15 protein-coding genes are annotated in these 16,629 nt (G+C 74.5%); 5 read left to right on the forward strand and 10 right to left on the reverse strand.

The annotated features are described in order from the left end of the window. Positions 1-359: 359 nt before the first annotated feature. Entirely contained in the window at positions 360-1,055 is a 696-nt protein-coding gene (locus tag O7600_RS21470; protein ID WP_281594227.1) for an alpha/beta fold hydrolase, read from the forward strand. A 23-nt stretch (positions 1,056-1,078) separates the two neighbouring features. On the opposite strand, the gene O7600_RS21475 is transcribed toward O7600_RS21470, so the two are convergent. Beyond that, on the reverse strand, positions 1,079-2,203 hold the full coding sequence (locus O7600_RS21475; protein ID WP_281590008.1) for an AI-2E family transporter: 1,125 nt from the start codon (positions 2,201-2,203) through the stop codon (positions 1,079-1,081). A gap of 129 nt (positions 2,204-2,332) precedes the next feature. On the opposite strand from O7600_RS21475, the gene O7600_RS21480 reads away from it, so the two are divergent. Beyond that, positions 2,333-2,515, forward strand: a complete 183-nt coding sequence (locus O7600_RS21480) for an antitoxin (protein WP_281590009.1) — start codon at positions 2,333-2,335, stop codon at positions 2,513-2,515. Between the two features lie 59 nt (positions 2,516-2,574). Here the strand turns inward: O7600_RS21480 and O7600_RS21485 are convergent, their stop codons facing one another. The 5 genes from O7600_RS21485 to O7600_RS21505 form a co-directional block, all read right to left on the reverse strand. Then, positions 2,575-3,189 (reverse strand): C39 family peptidase, encoded by a 615-nt coding sequence (locus O7600_RS21485; RefSeq protein ID WP_281590011.1) that lies wholly within the window; start codon positions 3,187-3,189, stop codon positions 2,575-2,577. Positions 3,190-3,344: 155 nt separating this feature from the next. After that, on the reverse strand, positions 3,345-3,758 hold the full coding sequence (locus tag O7600_RS21490; protein WP_281590014.1) for a TIGR03618 family F420-dependent PPOX class oxidoreductase: 414 nt from the start codon (positions 3,756-3,758) through the stop codon (positions 3,345-3,347). Between the two features lie 43 nt (positions 3,759-3,801). Beyond that, on the reverse strand, positions 3,802-4,143 hold the full coding sequence (locus O7600_RS21495; RefSeq protein ID WP_091583148.1) for a YkvA family protein: 342 nt from the start codon (positions 4,141-4,143) through the stop codon (positions 3,802-3,804). Between the two features lie 40 nt (positions 4,144-4,183). Next, positions 4,184-5,020: a hypothetical protein gene (locus tag O7600_RS21500; protein ID WP_281590016.1), complete on the reverse strand. Its 837-nt coding sequence runs from the start codon at positions 5,018-5,020 to the stop codon at positions 4,184-4,186. Positions 5,021-5,162: 142 nt separating this feature from the next. Next, a complete protein-coding gene (locus O7600_RS21505; RefSeq protein ID WP_281590018.1) occupies positions 5,163-5,600 on the reverse strand; it encodes a hypothetical protein in 438 nt (145 codons plus the stop codon). Between the two features lie 209 nt (positions 5,601-5,809). Here O7600_RS21505 and O7600_RS21510 point away from each other — a divergent pair, with 209 nt between their 5' ends. Beyond that, on the forward strand, positions 5,810-6,418 hold the full coding sequence (locus tag O7600_RS21510) for a lipocalin family protein (protein WP_091583141.1): 609 nt from the start codon (positions 5,810-5,812) through the stop codon (positions 6,416-6,418). 57 nt (positions 6,419-6,475) lie between these two features. Here O7600_RS21510 and O7600_RS21515 read toward each other — a convergent pair whose 3' ends face one another. The 3 genes from O7600_RS21515 to eccB form a co-directional block, all read right to left on the reverse strand. Then, complete coding sequence (locus O7600_RS21515) at positions 6,476-7,759, reverse strand: WXG100 family type VII secretion target (RefSeq protein ID WP_281590021.1); 1,284 nt, start codon at positions 7,757-7,759, stop codon at positions 6,476-6,478. Continuing rightward, positions 7,752-8,090 carry a hypothetical protein gene (locus tag O7600_RS21520; protein ID WP_281590023.1) on the reverse strand — a complete coding sequence of 113 codons (339 nt, stop codon included), beginning with the start codon at positions 8,088-8,090 and terminating at the stop codon, positions 7,752-7,754. The genes O7600_RS21515 and O7600_RS21520 overlap by 8 nt, the downstream gene beginning before the upstream one ends. 149 nt (positions 8,091-8,239) lie before the next feature. Beyond that, positions 8,240-9,709 (reverse strand): type VII secretion protein EccB, encoded by a 1,470-nt coding sequence (eccB, locus tag O7600_RS21525; RefSeq protein ID WP_281590025.1) that lies wholly within the window; start codon positions 9,707-9,709, stop codon positions 8,240-8,242. Positions 9,710-9,870: 161 nt separating this feature from the next. On the opposite strand from eccB, the gene O7600_RS21530 reads away from it, so the two are divergent. After that, positions 9,871-11,043, forward strand: coding sequence for a type VII secretion protein EccE (locus O7600_RS21530; RefSeq protein ID WP_281590027.1), 1,173 nt, complete (start codon positions 9,871-9,873; stop codon positions 11,041-11,043). On the opposite strand, the gene eccD is transcribed toward O7600_RS21530, so the two are convergent. Continuing rightward, a complete protein-coding gene (gene eccD, locus O7600_RS21535) occupies positions 11,027-12,424 on the reverse strand; it encodes a type VII secretion integral membrane protein EccD (protein WP_281590029.1) in 1,398 nt (465 codons plus the stop codon). The genes O7600_RS21530 and eccD overlap by 17 nt on opposite strands. A gap of 170 nt (positions 12,425-12,594) precedes the next feature. Between eccD and eccCa the strand changes: the two genes are divergently transcribed. Continuing rightward, a complete protein-coding gene (eccCa, locus tag O7600_RS21540; RefSeq protein WP_281590031.1) occupies positions 12,595-16,560 on the forward strand; it encodes a type VII secretion protein EccCa in 3,966 nt (1,321 codons plus the stop codon). The last annotated feature ends 69 nt before the right edge of the window (positions 16,561-16,629 follow it).

A 16,629-nucleotide genomic window follows, 5' to 3' on the forward strand; every position in this document is an offset into this window, starting at 1 on the left:
CAGTGCGCGTCACCTGCCCGCGAACAGCAATGTGGGGAGGCCGCGGTCACCGTCAGTAGCCAGCTCGTGGGACGATCGCCGAATGACCGATATACCGCTGAGTCATTTTTATGACTGAGCGGTATATCGGTCGGAGGTGACGTGTCGCCGCGCGAGCCGGGGCCGTCGGCATGTGGCCGGTGTGCCGATGGCCGGCCGCGAGTCGGGTCCGGCCGCGAATCGTTCGTGATATCAGCTCGAAAGGCGGCGCGAACCCTTGTCCTCGTCCGAGCCGGGCAGCCCGGCCCGGTTTCGGGCCACGTCAGGTTCGGCGCGGAGTCGAGCCGCCGCCGCACGGCGGAGCTGGGGTTGACCTCATGATCGCGGGAGAGGGGGGTATGGGGGGACCGGGGGTGAGGGGTGTGCGTGAGGTTTCGGTGCCGGTTGTCGAGGGTGGGCTGGTGGGGGACGTGTCGGTGCCCTCGGGGGCCGGCGGGGTGGTGCTGTTCGCGCACGGGAGCGGCAGCTCCCGGCACAGTCCGCGCAACGTCGCGGTCGGGCGGGCGCTGAACGCGCGCGGGCTCGCCACCGTGCTGGTGGACCTGCTGACCGTCGACGAGGAGGCGCGCGACGAGGTCACCGCGGAGCTGCGTTTCGACATCGGGATGCTCGCCGAGCGGCTGGCCGGGATCGTCGACTGGATGAGTGCCGACCCGGAACTCGGGCGGCTCCCGATCGGGCTCTTCGGCGCCAGCACCGGGGCGGCCGCCGCCCTGGTCGCGGCCGCGACCCGACCCGAGCGGGTGGGCGCGGTGGTCTCCCGGGGCGGCCGACCGGATCTGGCGGGCAGCTCCCTGTCGGCGGTACGCGCGCCGACGCTGCTGCTCGTCGGCGGGCTGGACGAGCAGGTGATCCTGCTCAACGAGCAGGCCCGGGACGCGCTCGGCGAGGTGGCCGAGCTGCGGATCGTGCCCGGCGCCACGCACCTGTTCGAGGAGCCCGGCACGCTGGAGCAGGTGGCCGACCAGGCCGGCGCCTGGTTCGTCACCCACCTGCGCCAGCCGCACCCGGCCTGACGTCAGCCCCACCCGGCCTGACGTCAGCCGGTGGCCTCGGCCCGACGGGTGGTCTCGCCGGAACGGTGCCGTTGCACGGTGTCCAACACCCGCCAGAGCACGGCGGCGATCGGCACCGAGACGAACGCGCCGGCCACCCCGGCGACCAGCGTGCCGGCGGTGACCACGACCAGGATGACCGCCGGGTGCAGCTGCACCTGCCGCCGCATCACCAGCGGCTCCAGCAGGTTGCCCTCGATCTGCTGCACCGCGATCACCGCGGCCAGCGTGAGCAGCGCCGTGGTGGGACCGTTGGCGGCCAGCGCGACCAGCACCGCCACCGCGCCGGCGACGGTGGCGCCGATGATCGGCACGAACCCGCCGAGGAACGTGATCAGGGCCAGTGGCAGCGCCAGCGGGACGCGCAGCACGACCAGCGCCAGCCCGATGCCGAGGGCGTCGATCGCCGCGATGATCATCGTGCCCCGGCTGTAGGCGCCGAGCGTCCGCCAGCCGGCCCGGCCCGCCTCGGCGGTCAGCTCGCGGCGCGGACCGGCCAGCCGGCGCAGCACCCAGTGCCACATCGAGCGGCCGTCCTTGAGCAGGAAGAAGAGCAGCACCAACCCGAGCAGCAGCGAGCCGACCGCCTCGGCCGCCTTGCGCGCACCCGCGACCGGGTCGGGTGCGCCGCTGCTCAGCCCCTGGCGGACCTGCTCGATCAGCCGGTCGAGCTGCTGGTCGCTGACCGGCAGGGTGGAGGTGACGAAGTCGCGGCTGCGTTGCAGGCCCTCGTCGAGCTGCTGGCTCAACTCGCCGAACTGGCTGGCGGTGAGATTCCAGACCAGGGTGCCGACGCCGACCAGGATGCCGAGCAGCAGCAGGATGGAGAGCAGGGCGGCGAGCGCGGCCGGCACCCGCAGCCGGCGCAGCCGGACCAGGACCGGGTCGAGCAGCGCGGCGAGGAAGAGTGTGCCGGCCAGCGCCACGGCCAGCGGCGCCAGCAGCACCGCGACCTGCCCGAGCAGCCACAGCCCGGCCGCGATCACCAGGAGGCAGGCGCTCCAGGTGACCGCTGTGCGTACCGGCCAGGGCAGCCCGGCCCAGGTGTGCCGGGGTCCGGTCGTCGGAGCCGGCCTCGCCGGCTCGGGCGTACCAGCGTCGTCGTCCACGTCGCCTCCTCGATCGTGGCCGTTGGTACCCGACGCGCGCGAATCCGACACCCGGGCGGTGAACGCCCGCCCGGTGTTTGTGCCCTCGGCCTCAGGGAAGGCTTTCAACGTACCGAAGGGAGAACCGACATGAGCGACTTCATGGACAAGGCCAAGGACTTCGCCGACAAGCACGACGAGCAAATCGACAAGGGCCTGGACAAGGCCGGCGACATGGCCGACCAGCGCACCGGCGGCAAGTACGACCAGCAGATCGACAAGGGCGTCGACATGGCGCAGCAGCGCACCGGCGAGGGCGACACCGGCCGCTGACCACCCGACGGATCACGGGCCGGCCTCCACGCGGAGGCCGGCCCGTTGGGATCCGGTGGTCAGGAGCTGTAACCGCGGCCGGCGATCCAGTTGGCCAGCTCGGTCACGTCCATCCAGTACGTCGGCTCGTCCGGCCGGGCCGGGTCGGCGATCAGGACCCTGTTCCCGTCGTCCTCGTAGCGCACGACGGTCAGGTAGTGGCCCGGGTAGCTGTGCTCCACCCCGTCGACGTCCCGCGCGCCGCCCAGGATGTTCGCCACCACCGGCCGGTCCGCGTCCACGGCGGCCCGGATGTCCGCGCGCAGGCGCTCGACCTGCTCCCGGGTGGCCACGTCGTCGCGGATCTCGGTGGTCTTGTACTTGCCGCCGGTGTACTCGTTCAGCACCCGGGTGATGTCGATGGCCGAGTCGGTGCCGTTCTCGGTGGTGCCCAGCTTGGCCGCCAACTCGTCCTGGCTGACGTCCTTGCCCTCGGCCGACAGCGCGATCCGGGTCGAGGCCGGACCGCAGTAGAAGAAGTTCGGCTGCGCCTGGTACTCGAAGTCGGCGCTGCGGTCGCCCTTGCCCTTCACCGGGGCCGGGGCGGCGTGGGCGGCGGCCGGACCCGCCACGGCGCTGCCGGCGGCGGCCAGGCCGGCGACGGAGAGCAGGCACCTACGGATGATCGGATTCATGGCGAGGCTCCATTCGGGGGTCGACGCTCCGGTCGGGGAGACGCGGCACCGGGAGTGGCGCTCGGCGTACGGAGAGTGCAACCGCCCTGCTCGGCCGCCCATTTCCGGCCGTGGTCCGGACCACGGCGGAACCGGACAGACGACGCGCCCGGGCCTCAGTCGGGCAGGCTGCCCAGCAGTCGGGTCACCGCGATCTCGATGACCACCCGCTCGGGGTTCGGGCGCGGCGTGCGGTAACGCTCGGCGTACCGGCGCTCGGCCTCGGCCACCGACCCCGGGTCGCGACGCACCACCGCCCGGCCCTCCACGGTGAGCCACCAGCGGCCGTCGACCTGGCACACCGCCACCGGCGTGCCGGCCGCGCCGGCCGCCGCCACGTGCCGGGCCTTCGCCGAACCACCCGAGGTGATCACACGGGCCAGGCCCGCACCGGGGTCGAAGGTCACCCCGACCGGTACGACGTGCGGGGTGCCGTCGGCCCGCAGTGTGGTCAGCGTGGCGAGGTGCCGGTCGGCGAAGAAGCGGGCGACCCGCTGGTCGTGCGGATCCAACCGGTGGTCGCCGGGCATGCCGTCTCCTCGCTCGCCGTGCTCCTGTCGAGCTGATGATCGGTCATCGACGCGGCGTGGCACCCGGCGGGGCGGGCAGTGTGGCGGCCGGGGCGGGACCCGCCGCGCGCTGTGCCGCCCGGTGCTTCGCGGCCAGCCGGCCGAGGTAGAACAGCGCGCCGGCCAGCACGCCCATGTCGTCCAGGTAGATCGGGTCGGGGAGCAGGTCCACCGGCAGGATCGTGTAGATCAACGCGCCGTAGAACGCGACCTTGCCACCGGCGCCGAGCGCACCGAGCATGCGGCGGGTGCGGACCACCCGGACGGCGAGCAGCACCGCCCCGACCAGCGTTGCCGCCGCGACGACGGCGGCGAGTGCGACCAGCACCCAGGCTTCACGGGACACACCACCACGCTAGCCGAGCCGGGCCGGCGCCGCCCGACGGTCAGTACGCCGCCACGGCCGCCCGGCCCCGGGCCACCGGGCTCAGCTCCCGGGTGATCTCGGCACCCACCGCCCCGGTCGGCAGCTCCCGGGTCGTCTCCGGCCCGGCGAAGCCCACGATGGAGAGTGCGGCCTGCGGCTCGGCGACCGGGTGCAACGCCGCGAACGCCTCCTCGCGCAGGCTCCGCGCGGCGGCCGCGGCCGTCTCGGCGGCCCGCCAGGCGGCCTGTTCCCGCTCGGCGGCGGCGCGGTGGCGGGCGGCCAGGTTGTCCCGGACCAGGCGACGCAGCAGCAGCTCCTGCTCCACCGGGTGCCGGCTCGGATCCCAGCCGTTCCCGCCGAGGATGTCGCTGAGCTGCCGAACGGTGATCTCCTTGCGCCACTGGGCGTCGAGCGCCGCCCGGTGCAGCCAGCGCTCCCGGTCCGCGTACTCGGCCGGGGTGCGGGCGGTCCGGGGCAGCGGCAGCGCCGCGGCGGCGGCCAACCGGTCCATGTCCTTCTCCGCCGCCTGCCAGGACCGCCACGCCTCCTCGGCCTCGTCCTGGGCGGCCAGCCACTCGGTGCGGCTCCGCTCGGCGGTGGTGGCCGCGCGAGACGCGGCCACGGCCACCTCGTCCGCGTACCGGCGTCGTTCCCGGGCCCGCTCGCGGGCCTGCTCGGCCAGGTCGATGCTGCTCGGTCGGGCGGCCTCGCTGATCCGCTCGCCGAACACCGAACGGAACCGGGTCGGTCGGACGACCAGCGCGGCGATCACGACAGCCGCCACCGCAAGCAGGGCCAGCCAGATCACGGCGGCGGCGGGGACGTCCGGCAGGACGGTGGAGAAGACGGTCTGCATCACCAGCACCTCGGATGGAACATCGACGATCAACGGTTGGGCGCCCGGAAGTCGGGCGGGGAGCGTCGCGGCGGACGCGACGGGACGCGCGGAAGGGAGCGTGGGGCGGGGCGCGTCGGGGCGTACCGGAGGGGTGGCCCGGTCAGGCGCGCGGCGGCCCGCGTCGGCCGATGGCGGCGCGACCCGGCTCGATGGTGGCCGCGGCCCCGACGGCCGGGACCGGCACGGCCGCGTCGGCGGACGGGCTGGCGACGACCGGATCCGGGGCCGGACCGGTGGCGGAGCGCGGGGCGGTCTCGGCGGTGGCCGGCGTGGCGGCCCCGGCGGCGAAAGTCCCCGGCGCGGCGAGGGCCGTGGCGGCGTCGGCGGCGAAACCCGCCGGCGCGGCGAGTGCCGGCGCGGCGGCGGTGGTCACGGACGCCTCGGCCGCCGTGCCGGCGGAACGTGCGGGCGCGGCCGGGGCGGGCGTGACGGCCAGGCCCTGAAGGCCGGCGATGAGCACCAGGCTGGCCACGGCCGTGCGGGCGATCCGGCGCAGCGTCGCCGTCCAGGTGGACGGGGCGAACGCTACGGACAGCACCGTCTCAACCTATCGGGTGATGTCGGCTCCCGCAGCTCGACGATCTTGCGGGTTACGTGAGCCGGCCCACGGGTCGCTGTGGACGGACCTTCTTCTTCGCTCCGGGACGCCCCGCCGGATGCATCGACGACGATGACATTGGCGATAGTTTTCCGCCGTCCCGGTCGGGCACACTTCCGCCGTCGAGCCCCCGATCGCGAGGAGAAGCCATGGGAGCACGCCGCACCACGACCGCGCTGGTCGCCGCGCTGGCCGCCGCCACCGTCACCGCCCTGGGCGCCACCCCCGCACAGGCCGCGACCACGTCGGTCGACACCGGTCCGCTGCGCCCGGTGGCCGACGTCGACGTGACCCGGTACGCGGGCGACTGGTACCAGGTGGCCGCGATCCCGCAGTGGTTCGAGATCCAGTGCTTCAAGAACGTCAAGGCCCGGTACGACGTCCAGGCCGACGGCACCGTCGGCGTCCGCAACACCTGCCGGACGATCGTCGGCACCACCAGCACGGTCACCGGACGCGCCCGGAGCGAGAATCCGCCCGCCGACTCGGCGCTGACCGTCTCCTTCATCAACCTCGGCGGCCGGTGGATCTACCTGGGCGGCCCGAACTACGTGGTGATCGGGCTCGACCCCGACTACCGCTGGGCGGTCGTCGGCGACCCCGACCGCAGCAGCGGATTCGTGCTGTCCCGGGAGCCGTCGCTGGACGCGGCGCAGCTCGCCGACGTCAAGGCGACGCTCACCGACAACGGCTACGACCTCTGCGACTTCCGCACCACCCGACAGGACGGCGGCGCCAGGGCCGGCGCCTTCTGCTGACCCGCCGACGACGGCGCGGCTCCCGCCGGGGAACCGCGCCGTTCGTCCGTGTCGAGGTCAGTTGCCGCCGAGCACCGGCGGCGGGGCCGACCCGCCGTCGCCCCACACCATCTCGTCCTCGGTGAGCCAGGTCAGCCGGCCCTCCGACTCGTCGTCGTCCGCGACGCCGCGCCCACCCAGCACGCCGTTGCGGCCGGCCATGGCGGGCCGACCGGTGGCACTGGTGGTGCGGCCGGTGGACCTGCCCTCGGCGTCGACGGTGAGGCCGCGGCCAGACGTGAGCCGCCCGGTGCCGGCGGCCGAGCGGTTGTCCGCCCCGGGCACGCCGCCGAGTCGCCCGGAGGACGCCGCGTTCGCCGGGCCCGTCCCGGCCAACGAGCCGGTGCTCAGCACGCCGGGACCGCCGTAGAGCGTGCCACCGCCCCCGCCGGCCGTCATCGTCGGGTTGGCGCTGCCGGGACCGAAGCCCGGGCCGCCACCGATCAGCGGCCCGCCGGTGTTGGTGAGCGGGCCGGCGCCGGCCAGCGAGGTGCCGGTCGGGTCGATCGCGCCACCGGTCGTCACGGAACCCGGCGCGCCCGCGCTGGTGTGGCCGCCGGGGACGCCGCCGCCCGGGCCGCCGTCGCCGGGGGTGCCACTGGTCGGGGCGGTGTGGTGCACACCCGAGGTGGTCGCGGTGCCGTTCGCGCCGGGGCCGAAGCTGCCCAGGCTCGGGCCGGCCGACGGCGTCCGCACCGACGGGCCGTTCTGCAGCGTCGGATCGCTGCCGCCCGGATGGCGGAACAAGTCGTCGGGTGGCGGCTCCGGCACCACGATCCGACCGTACGCCGAGAAGTCGTAGCCCTCGGCCAGCTTCGCCACGACCTGCACCATCCGCTGGTGGGCCTTCTCCTGCTCGGCCTCGTCCTGCTGGTGGCCGACGATGCCGCCGATCAGCGCGCCGGGGGCACCGCCGATCAGGAAGCCCTTGCCGGCGCCGGAGAGCAACTTGTCGTTGTCGTCGGTCTTCTCCGGGCTCTCCGCCTTGGCCTGGGCGGTGCGCAGCTCGACGGCCATCATGTCGAGGCCCTGTCGGACACCCGTCATGCCCTCGGCCAGGTTGCCGGAGTAGCCGACCACCATGTCGAGCCGGCGGTGGAACTCGCGGGCGGCATCACCGGTCCAGGTCTTCGCCAGCGCGTCCAGGTCGGCGGCGAGGTCGCGGCCGAGATCGTCGAGGGTGCCCTTGAGCGACGTCCACTGGGCGCTGAGGCCCTCGATCTGCTTCGGGTCGCCGGCGTTGACGCCCTGGTAGAGCTCCTCGTGGCTGACGTGCTCGTAGCGCTGGGTGTATTCAGACACGCGGATCCTCCTTCGGCTGCTTCATCGCCTCGTTGAGCCCGGAGAGGGCGGCGGCGACGTCGGCCGCGACGGCGGCGTTGCGGGCCTCGGCGGTCTTGTAGTTCGTCATGATCGTGTGGGTCGCCTCGCGGGCGGCCAGGATCGCCCGGCGCAGTCGGTCGACGTGGTTGACGTAGCTCTGGTGCGTCTCGGAGTAGCGACGGGAGTTGTCGGTCGCGTCGGTGAACGTGCCGAGCGCCGGCGGGCGGCACTGCATCTCGGTGTTGAGCTTGCGCAACACCGACTCCGCCTCGTGCAGACGTCGCTCGAGCCGCTGGTGAAAGTCCTCCAAGGACAGTACGTCGACTGTCGTGCGCCCCGTCATGGCTGCATCCCCGTAGTCATCGTCCAGAACCGTTGGCCATGCTCAGGTTAGTCGAACCGGACCAACCCGGGCGACCCGTCGTCGCCCTCCTCCACTTCGGACCTCTCGCCGCCCGCTCAACCGCCCTGGACCTGGGCCGCCCCGCCGTCCGCCGGGGGCGTCGCGCCGGCCGTCGGGGCGTCCGCCGCATCGAAGTACGCCAACGCGTCCTGGCGGGCCAGCGTCGGGCCGGTCGGCACCAGCGCCAGCAGCGAGGCGGGCACCGCCAGCGGGGTCACGTCGCCGTAGCCGAGCGCGCTCCTCGCGTCGCCCCCGGCGGCGCCGAGCGGGTAGCGGATCCCCTGCGCGGTGATCAGGTAGACCGTCGAGCCGGCCGCCGGCTTGCCGCTCTCGCCGGCCGTCGCCTGCACGAGCACGCCCTTTCCGCCGGGCAGCAGCACGCTCTCGGCGGTGCGGACGGCGTCCCGGGCGCCCTGGCGCGCCGGCATCGCGGTCGTCCCGGCCAGCTCGGCCGGCGGCGAGTCGAAGACCTCCAGCGTGGTGGTCGGCGGCTGGCCGGCCGGCCCGGAGCGGTAGGTGGCGCAGAGCACCGTGCGCCCGGGGCGGACGTCGTGCAGCGTCGGCGTCCGGGCCGGCAGCCCGTCGGCGTCCAGCCGCTGGTCGGTGAGAAGCCGGCCGGCCTCGTCCGCCGTGATCTCGGTCACCGTGCCGCCGCCGCCGAGGAGCAGGCGGGCGGTGACCTCCCGGATCGTGGCCAGACCCTGCCGGGTCAGCACGTAGTACTGGCCGGCGGCCTGGTAGACCTGACCGATCCGGGCCGGCCGGTCGGCGACGGTGAGCCCGCTCGGCCCGCCGTCCCCGTCGATCGCGGGCTTGCGCAGCGCCGGGCCCACCGGCACCGCGTTGAGCAGTTGCTGCCCGACGGTGAGGTTGGTGGCGCCCGCCATCTGCAACGCCACCAGCGCCTGCTCGTCGCCGACCACGCGCAGGCGGGCGCCGCCGGTGAGCAGATAGCGCGCGTCGCTGGTGCGGACCAGGACGGCCCGGTCGGTGAGCGGGGTGCCGCCGGGCAGCGGGCGGTCGACCACCAGGCGGGTGGTGGAGCGCCGCGGGTCGTTCGGGTCGGGCACGTCGCAGACCGACCACGGCAGCCCGACCAGGGACTTGCGGTCCGGCAGGTCGTCCGGCGCGCCCACGATGCCCACCATCCGGCCCCGCGGCCGGTCCTTGATGGAGGCCTGCGACATGGTGCGGACCGTCGCGGCGGCGTCGTTCACGATCAGCCGGGCCGAGGCGTAGTTGAGCGTCGGGTGCAGCACCTGGTCTTCGCCGAAGTAGTAGGTGGCGCCGGTCTCCCGCTCGATCACCACGGTGTTCGCCTCGAGCGGCGCCGAGTTGCTGGTGAGCTGCCCGTACGCGCCCACGCCGCCGAGCACCACGGCCGCGGCGACGACGCTGCCGAACACCGCCATGCCGAGGCGGCGCATCGGCAGGTCGTTGGTCTCCGGGTCGCCGGAGAGCAGCGCGGAGACGATGCGGCGGGTGACGAAGCGGTACGCCTGCACCTGATCGCGGCGGGTCCGCATGACTAACCTCCGGCGGGGGTGGGTCCGCGGCGATCAGGTCCGAACAGCGCCGCGGGCTTCCCTACGATAAGGGGCCGTCGGGGGTGCGCCGGGACCCGTCCGCCACCCGACGACCCACCCCGCCGGCGGATGCCCAGGATGTCCAGAAGGGACGCTCACCGATGACGCAGCTCCAGGCGCCACCCGGTCGTACGGCCACCGCCCCCGCCGTGCCGGCGGACCGGCCGGTCACCCCGGCGGACCGGCGCCGGCGGGGCCGACTCGGTCCGTTCGTCGTCGGTCAGCTCGTGGTGGTGGAGTGCGCGGTGCTCGCGGTCTGGTTCGCCACCGCGGGCCCGGCCTGGCTGCTCGCCGTGGTCGCCGGGCTGGCGCTGCTGGCCGTGGTGGCCGCGTTCGCCCGCCGGGGCGGCCGCTGGTGGTACGAGGACCTGATGCTCCGTCGCCGGCTGCGCCGACGTCGGGACCGGTCCCGGGGCGCGGTGCCCGGCGGTGACCCGCGGCTGGCCGCGCTCGCCCCCGAGCTGACCGTGGTGGAGCTGACCGAACGCGGCACCCGTCTCGGCGTCGGGCAGGACGACCGGGGCTGGTTCGCCGCCCTGGCGTTGACCGGTCGACCCGGCGCGCCCGCCGGGTCGATCGAGGCGTCGACGGTGGACCGGGCGCTCGCCGTGCTGGCCGACTTCACCGGCCCGGTCACCCAGACCCAGGTGGTCTCGCACACCCTGGTCTGGTACCCGGCGCCCGGCGCGCCGCCCGCGGCGCACCGCACGGTGTGGGTGGCGCTGCGCCTGTCGGTGGGAGACGCGCGCGCCGAGACGGTGAGCCGTGGCGGCGGCCTGCGCGGCGTGCACCGCACCGTCGCGGCCGGGGTGGGCCGGCTCGGCAAGGCGCTCACCGCCGCCGGCCTCGGCCACCGGGTCCTGGGCCGGGACGAGCTGCACGCGGCCGTGGTCTCCGGGGCCGGGCTCGACCTGGCGCCGGAGTCCCCGGTCGAGACGTGGACCAGCCTGCGCGGGGGCGGCTGGACGCAGCGCTGCCTGGCCCTGCGGGTCCGCCCCACCGGCTCGCTGGGCGCGCTGGTGGACGCGGTCACCTCGACCTCCGCGCCCTCGCACACCGTGGCGGCCGTGGTGCTCCCCGGCGGCCGGCGGGTCCCGCCGCTGCTGCGCGTGGCGGCCATGGACGGGCACGCCGAGGCGCTGGTGAAGGTCGTGCGGGACATGGCCCGGCGGGCCGGTGTGCCGGCCCGCCCGCTGGACGGCCAGCACGGCCCCGGCGTCTACGCCACCGCGCCGGTCGGCACCGCTATGGGCACCGTCACGGTCGAAGGTTGACGATCCAGCCGTACATGCCGCAGACCCAGACGGCGAGCGGCACCAGCGCGACGATCAGCAGGATCTCGACGATGTCCAGGGTGCGGCCCCAGACCGGGGAGATCCGCTTGCCGGCCACGGTGAGGCCGTAGACCAGGCTGATCACGGCCACCACGGTCAGCCCGCCCAGGACCAGTCCGAGCCGGACCGGCGTGGAGCCGGCCGCGAAGACCGCCAGGGCGGTGAGGCCGAGGCCGACGGTGCCGGCGAGCAGCACCGGGGTGCGCTGGCCCCGGCCGAGGAACGGGCGCGCCCGCAGCAGCGACAGCAGGGCCAGCACCAGGCAGAGCAGGACGGCCGGGAGCCGGCCGTCGAGCGCGAGCACCACCTCGCCGCCGAGCACCAGCAGCGATACGGTCCAGAGCAGGCCGGTGAGGAATCCGTCGGCGCGCTCGCTGTCGCGCAGCACCGACGGCCCGTCCACCGACTCGGTGTCGGTCTTCAGGTCCTCCGGGCCGGTCGGGATCGACGGCACCGGCAGTCGGGCCAGTCGGTAGGCGAGCATCGGCAGCGCGGGCAGCGCGCCGAAGGCCACCGTCGCCACCACCGCCGCCGAGGCCGCCGCGCCGATGCCGAAGGCCAGGCTGAGCACCGCGCCGAGACCGACGGCCGCCCCCACGCCCACCGCGCCGAGGAACAGCGGCAGCCGGTCGCCGACGGCGAGCGCGGCCACCGCGCCGAAGACCACCACCGCGGTGGCGGCGAGCAGCACGTGCGGGCCGGCCAGGTCGTCGAGCGATCGGTCCCCGGCGAGCACGAGCAGGCCGCCGACCGCCGCGTAACCGACACCGACCAGGGCCAGCACCGCGCCGGTACGGCTGTCGCCGGCAGCCCGGGACAGCACGGCGGCGCCCACCAGCAGGGCGACCGCGACCACCAGGGCGGCCAGCGCGCCGGGGAGCTGCGGCGGCCCGGTGAACAGCGCCACGACCGCGCCCGCGGCCAGCGTCGACCCGGCGAGGAGAACGGCGAACGAGCGCGTGGTGCCCACCTGCCAGGCGCCGGCCCGCTGGGTGGTGGAGGTGGCGACCGCGTCCACCACGTCGTCGAAGACGATCTCGGGTGCGGTGGCGGCCCGGGGGTTGAAGTAGAGCACCTCACCGTCGCGGACGCCGAGCTGCGCGGCGGTGCGGCCACCGTCGAGCGGCTGCCCGCCCAGCCGGGACAGGCTCCAACCGCCGTGCCGCACACCCTCGTCGGCGAGGTCCTCGCCGGCGTAGCGCAGCAGCGTGGGCAGCAGGTCGGCCAGCGGCACGTCGGACGGCAGCGCCAGATCCATCCTGGTGCGCGGCGCCACGATGGTGATCCGGCTCAGCCCGCCGGTCGCCGCCTTCGTCGCCACTGTGGCCTCCTCGTGCTCGCCCTACGATCCACCCGGCCGTCGACGTCGCCCCCACGGGTCCACGACGCCTCCGGGAGATTACCTACGATGGCGGTCGCACAGGTTGCCCACCCGACGCTCACCGGCGGTGGCAGACCACGATCACTGCCACTTCTGGGGAGGGGAGAGCCGTGAGTACGGTGGTGTTCCGCCGACTTCCGCGTCAACCGGGACCCGCGCTGCCGCGCGGCGAGGTCCTGCTGGAGTCTCCGCCCGAGCTGCCGGAGCCGCAGGCCAAGGGCATGGGGCAGGTGTTGATGATCCTGCCGATGCTCTGCGGCGTCGGCGCGATGGCCTTCCTCTACGCCGGCCGTGGCGGCGGCATGATGACGTACGTCGCCGGTGGCCTGTTCGGGGTGTCCATGTTGGGCATGGCGATCGGCACGCTCGGCAACGGCGGCAACGACAAGGCGGAGCTGAACGCCCAGCGGCGCGACTACATGCGCTACCTGGCGCAGATGCGCAAGCGCACCCGGCGGGCGGCCGAGCAGCAGCGCGCCGCGATGACCTGGCGGCACCCGGAGCCCGACGCGCTCTGGTCGATCGCCGCCTCGCGTCGGCTGTGGGAGCGGCGGATCACCGAGGACGACTTCGGCGAGGTGCGGATCGCGCTCGGTCCGCAACGGCTGGCGGTGGAGATCGTGCCGCCGGAGACCAAGCCGGTGGAGGACCTGGAGCCGATGAGCGCGATCGCGCTGCGCCGGTTCGTCAGGGCCCACTCCAGCGTGCCCGACCTGCCCACCGCCCTGTCGCTGCGCGCGTTCAGCCGGATCGCGTTGCGCGGCGACCGCGAGCCGGTGCTCGATCTGGCCCGGGCCGCGCTGGGTCAGCTGGTCACCTTCCACGCCCCGGAGGACCTGCTGGTCGTCGTGGTGGCCGCACCGGACCGGCAGCCGGTCTGGGACTGGGCGAAGTGGCTGCCGCACGCCCAGCACCCGGGGCGTACGGACGCGGCGGGCGCGCGCCGGATGGTCTTCGCCAGCCTGGCCGAGGCGGAGTCGGCGCTCGCCAACGAGTTGGGCGGCCGGCCCCGGTTCGCCCCGGAGGCGAAGCCGCTCACCACCGCGCCGCACGTGGTGGTGGTGCTCGACGGCGGCGAGGTCTCGGCGACCTGCGCGCTGACCGGCGCGGGGCTGCTCGGCGCGACCGTGTTCGACCTGTCCGGCGCGGTCCCCCGGGACGCCGGCCGGTGGCTGCTCTGCCTGGACGCCGGTGACGGCAGCGGGCTCGACCTGGTGCGCGGCCCCACCTCCTCCCGGCTCGGCCGGCCGGACCGGCTGTCGCTGGCGGCGGCGGAGGGGCTGGCCCGGCAGATCGCCCCGTTCCGGCTCTCCCAGCAGCAGGGCGCCAGCACCGAAGAGCCGCTGGCCCGCAGCATGGAGTTGCCGGACCTGCTCGGCGTCGGCGACGCCGCCACCGTGGACACCCGGCAGACCTGGCGCCCGCGCGGCCACCGGGACCGGCTGCGCATCCCGCTCGGCCTGGGGCCGGACGGCAACGTGGTCGAGCTGGACTTCAAGGAGTCCGCGCACGAGGGCATGGGCCCGCACGGCCTGGTCATCGGCGCGACCGGTTCCGGCAAGAGCGAGTTGCTGCGTACGGTGGTCGGTGCGCTGGCCGTGACGCACTCGTCGGAGGAGCTCAACTTCGTCCTGGTCGACTTCAAGGGCGGCGCCACGTTCGCGTCGCTGGACGCGTTGCCGCACACCAGCGCCGTGATCACCAACCTCTCCGACGAGCTGCCGCTGGTCGACCGGATGCGGGACGCGCTGGCCGGCGAGATGAACCGCCGCCAGGAGGTGCTGCGGGCGTCCGGCAACTACGTCTCCCGCTACGACTACGAGAAGGCGCGGGCGGCCGGTGAGCCGCTGGAGCCGATGCCCAGCCTGCTCATCATCTGTGACGAGTTCTCCGAGCTGCTGGCCGCCAAGCCGGACTTCATCGACCTGTTCGTGATGATCGGCCGGCTGGGTCGGTCGCTCGGCGTGCACCTGCTGCTCGCCTCGCAGCGACTGGAGGAGGGCAAGCTGCGCGGTCTGGACACGCACCTGTCGTACCGGATCGGTCTGCGGACCTTCTCGGCGGTGGAGAGCCGGATCGTGCTCGGGGTGCCGGACGCCTACGAGCTGCCGAGCGCGCCGGGTCACGGCTACCTGAAGACCGACACGGCCACCATGCTGCGGTTCCGCGCCGCCTACGTCTCCGGCCCCTACCGGGCGCCGGGGCAGACGCAGCGTTCCAGCCGGGCGCAGGTGCAGCGCCGGATCGTCCCGTACGGCATCGACTACGTGCCGGTGCCGAAGCTGCCGACCCCGGCGGAGACCGCGCCCGAGCCGGAGCAGACCGGTGACGGCAAGGCGGTGGCCATGCTGGACGTCTTGATCGACCAGCTCAAGGGCCGGGGCCGGCCGGCGCACCAGGTCTGGCTGCCGCCGCTGGCGGAGCCGTCCGGGCTGGCCGAGCTGCTGCCCAAGCTGAGCGTGCACCCGACGTTCGGCCTGACCACCGCGGACTGGCCGGGCCGGGGCCGGCTCGCGGTGCCGGTCGGCATCGTCGACCGGCCGTACGAGCAGCGTCGGGACCCGATGATGGTCGACCTCTCCGGCGCCGGTGGCAACGTGGTGATCGTCGGCGCCTCGCTGAGCGGCAAGAGCACCATGCTGCGTTCGATGCTGGCCTCCCTCGCGCTCACCCACACGCCGCGTGAGGTGCAGTTCTTCTGCCTCGACTTCGGCGGCGGCGCGCTGCGCAGCCTGGACGGGCTGCCGCACACCTCCGGCGTGGCCGGTCGGCGCGACACCGAGGCGGTCCGGCGGACCGTCGCCGAGGTGGTCGCCGTGATCGACGAGCGGGAGAACCGGTTCACCCAGCACGGCATCGACTCGGTGGCGAGCTACCGCCGGCGGCGGGCCGCCGGGGAGTTCGCCGACGACCCGTTCGGGGACGTCTTCCTCGTGGTGGACGGTTGGAACACGCTGCGCCAGGAGTACGAGGAGCTGGAGCAGACCATCACCAACCTGGCCAACCGGGGGCTGGGCTTCGGCGTGCACGTGGTGATCACGGCGGTGCGCTGGGCGGAGATCCGGATCAACATGCGGGACCTGCTCGGCACCAAGCTGGAGCTGCGGCTCGGTGACCCGTCCGAGTCGGAGATCGACCGGCGGGCCGCGCAGAACGTGCCGGTCGGTTCGCCGGGTCGGGGCCTGACCCGGGACAAGCTGCACTTCCTCACCGCGGTCTCGCGGATCGACGGCAAGCGCGACATCGAGGACCTGACCGAGGCGTCGGTGGCGCTGGCCGGCCACGTGGCGGCGAACTGGCCGGGCCGGCCCGCTCCGAAGGTCCGGCTGTTGCCGCGCAAGCTGGCGCTGACCGACCTGGCCCAGGTGGTCGACCGGTCCGCCCCGGGCATCCCGATCGGGGTCAACGAGTCGGCGCTCGCCCCGGTCTACCTGGACCTGGCGAGCGAGCCGCACCTGACCGTCTTCGGTGACGCCGAGTGCGGCAAGACCAACCTGCTGCGGCTGATCGCCCGGGGGATCGCCGAGCGCTACACCCCGGCCCAGGCGCGGCTCGTCATCGCCGACTACCGGCGGGGCCTGCTGGGGGCGGTCGAGGGCGACCACCTGCTCGACTACGCGCCGTCCAACCAGGTGTTCAGCCAGGGCCTCGGCTCCATCCGCAGCGCGTTGCAGAACCGGCTGCCCGGGCCGGACGTGACCACCGCCCAGCTGCGCGACCGCAGTTGGTGGAAGGGGCCGGAGCTCTACATCCTGGTGGACGACTACGACCTGGTCGCCTCCGGCGGCAACAACCCGCTCAGCGCGCTGCACGAACTGCTGCCGCAGGCGCGGGACATCGGCCTGCACCTGATCGTCACGCGGCGGGTGGGCGGCGTGGCCCGGGCTCTCTACGAGCCGGTGCTGCAACGCCTGCGCGAGCTGGACTCGCCGGGCCTGCTGATGTCGGGCAGCCGCGAGGAGGGTGCGGTGTTCGGCAACCTGCGGCCGACCCCGCAGCCGCCCGGCCGGGGCACCCTGGTCCGCCGCCGCGACGGCCAGCAGCTGATCCAGACCGCCTGGACGGAGCCGGCCTGACCGGGCACCGTCCAACTCGTACGGTCCACGCCGGATCGCGGTGTCCTGTCGGAATTCGACGATGGGAAG

It is taken from the genome of Micromonospora sp. WMMA1998 (assembly GCF_027497375.1).
GTDB classification, from domain to species: Bacteria; Actinomycetota; Actinomycetes; order Mycobacteriales; family Micromonosporaceae; genus Micromonospora; species Micromonospora sediminicola.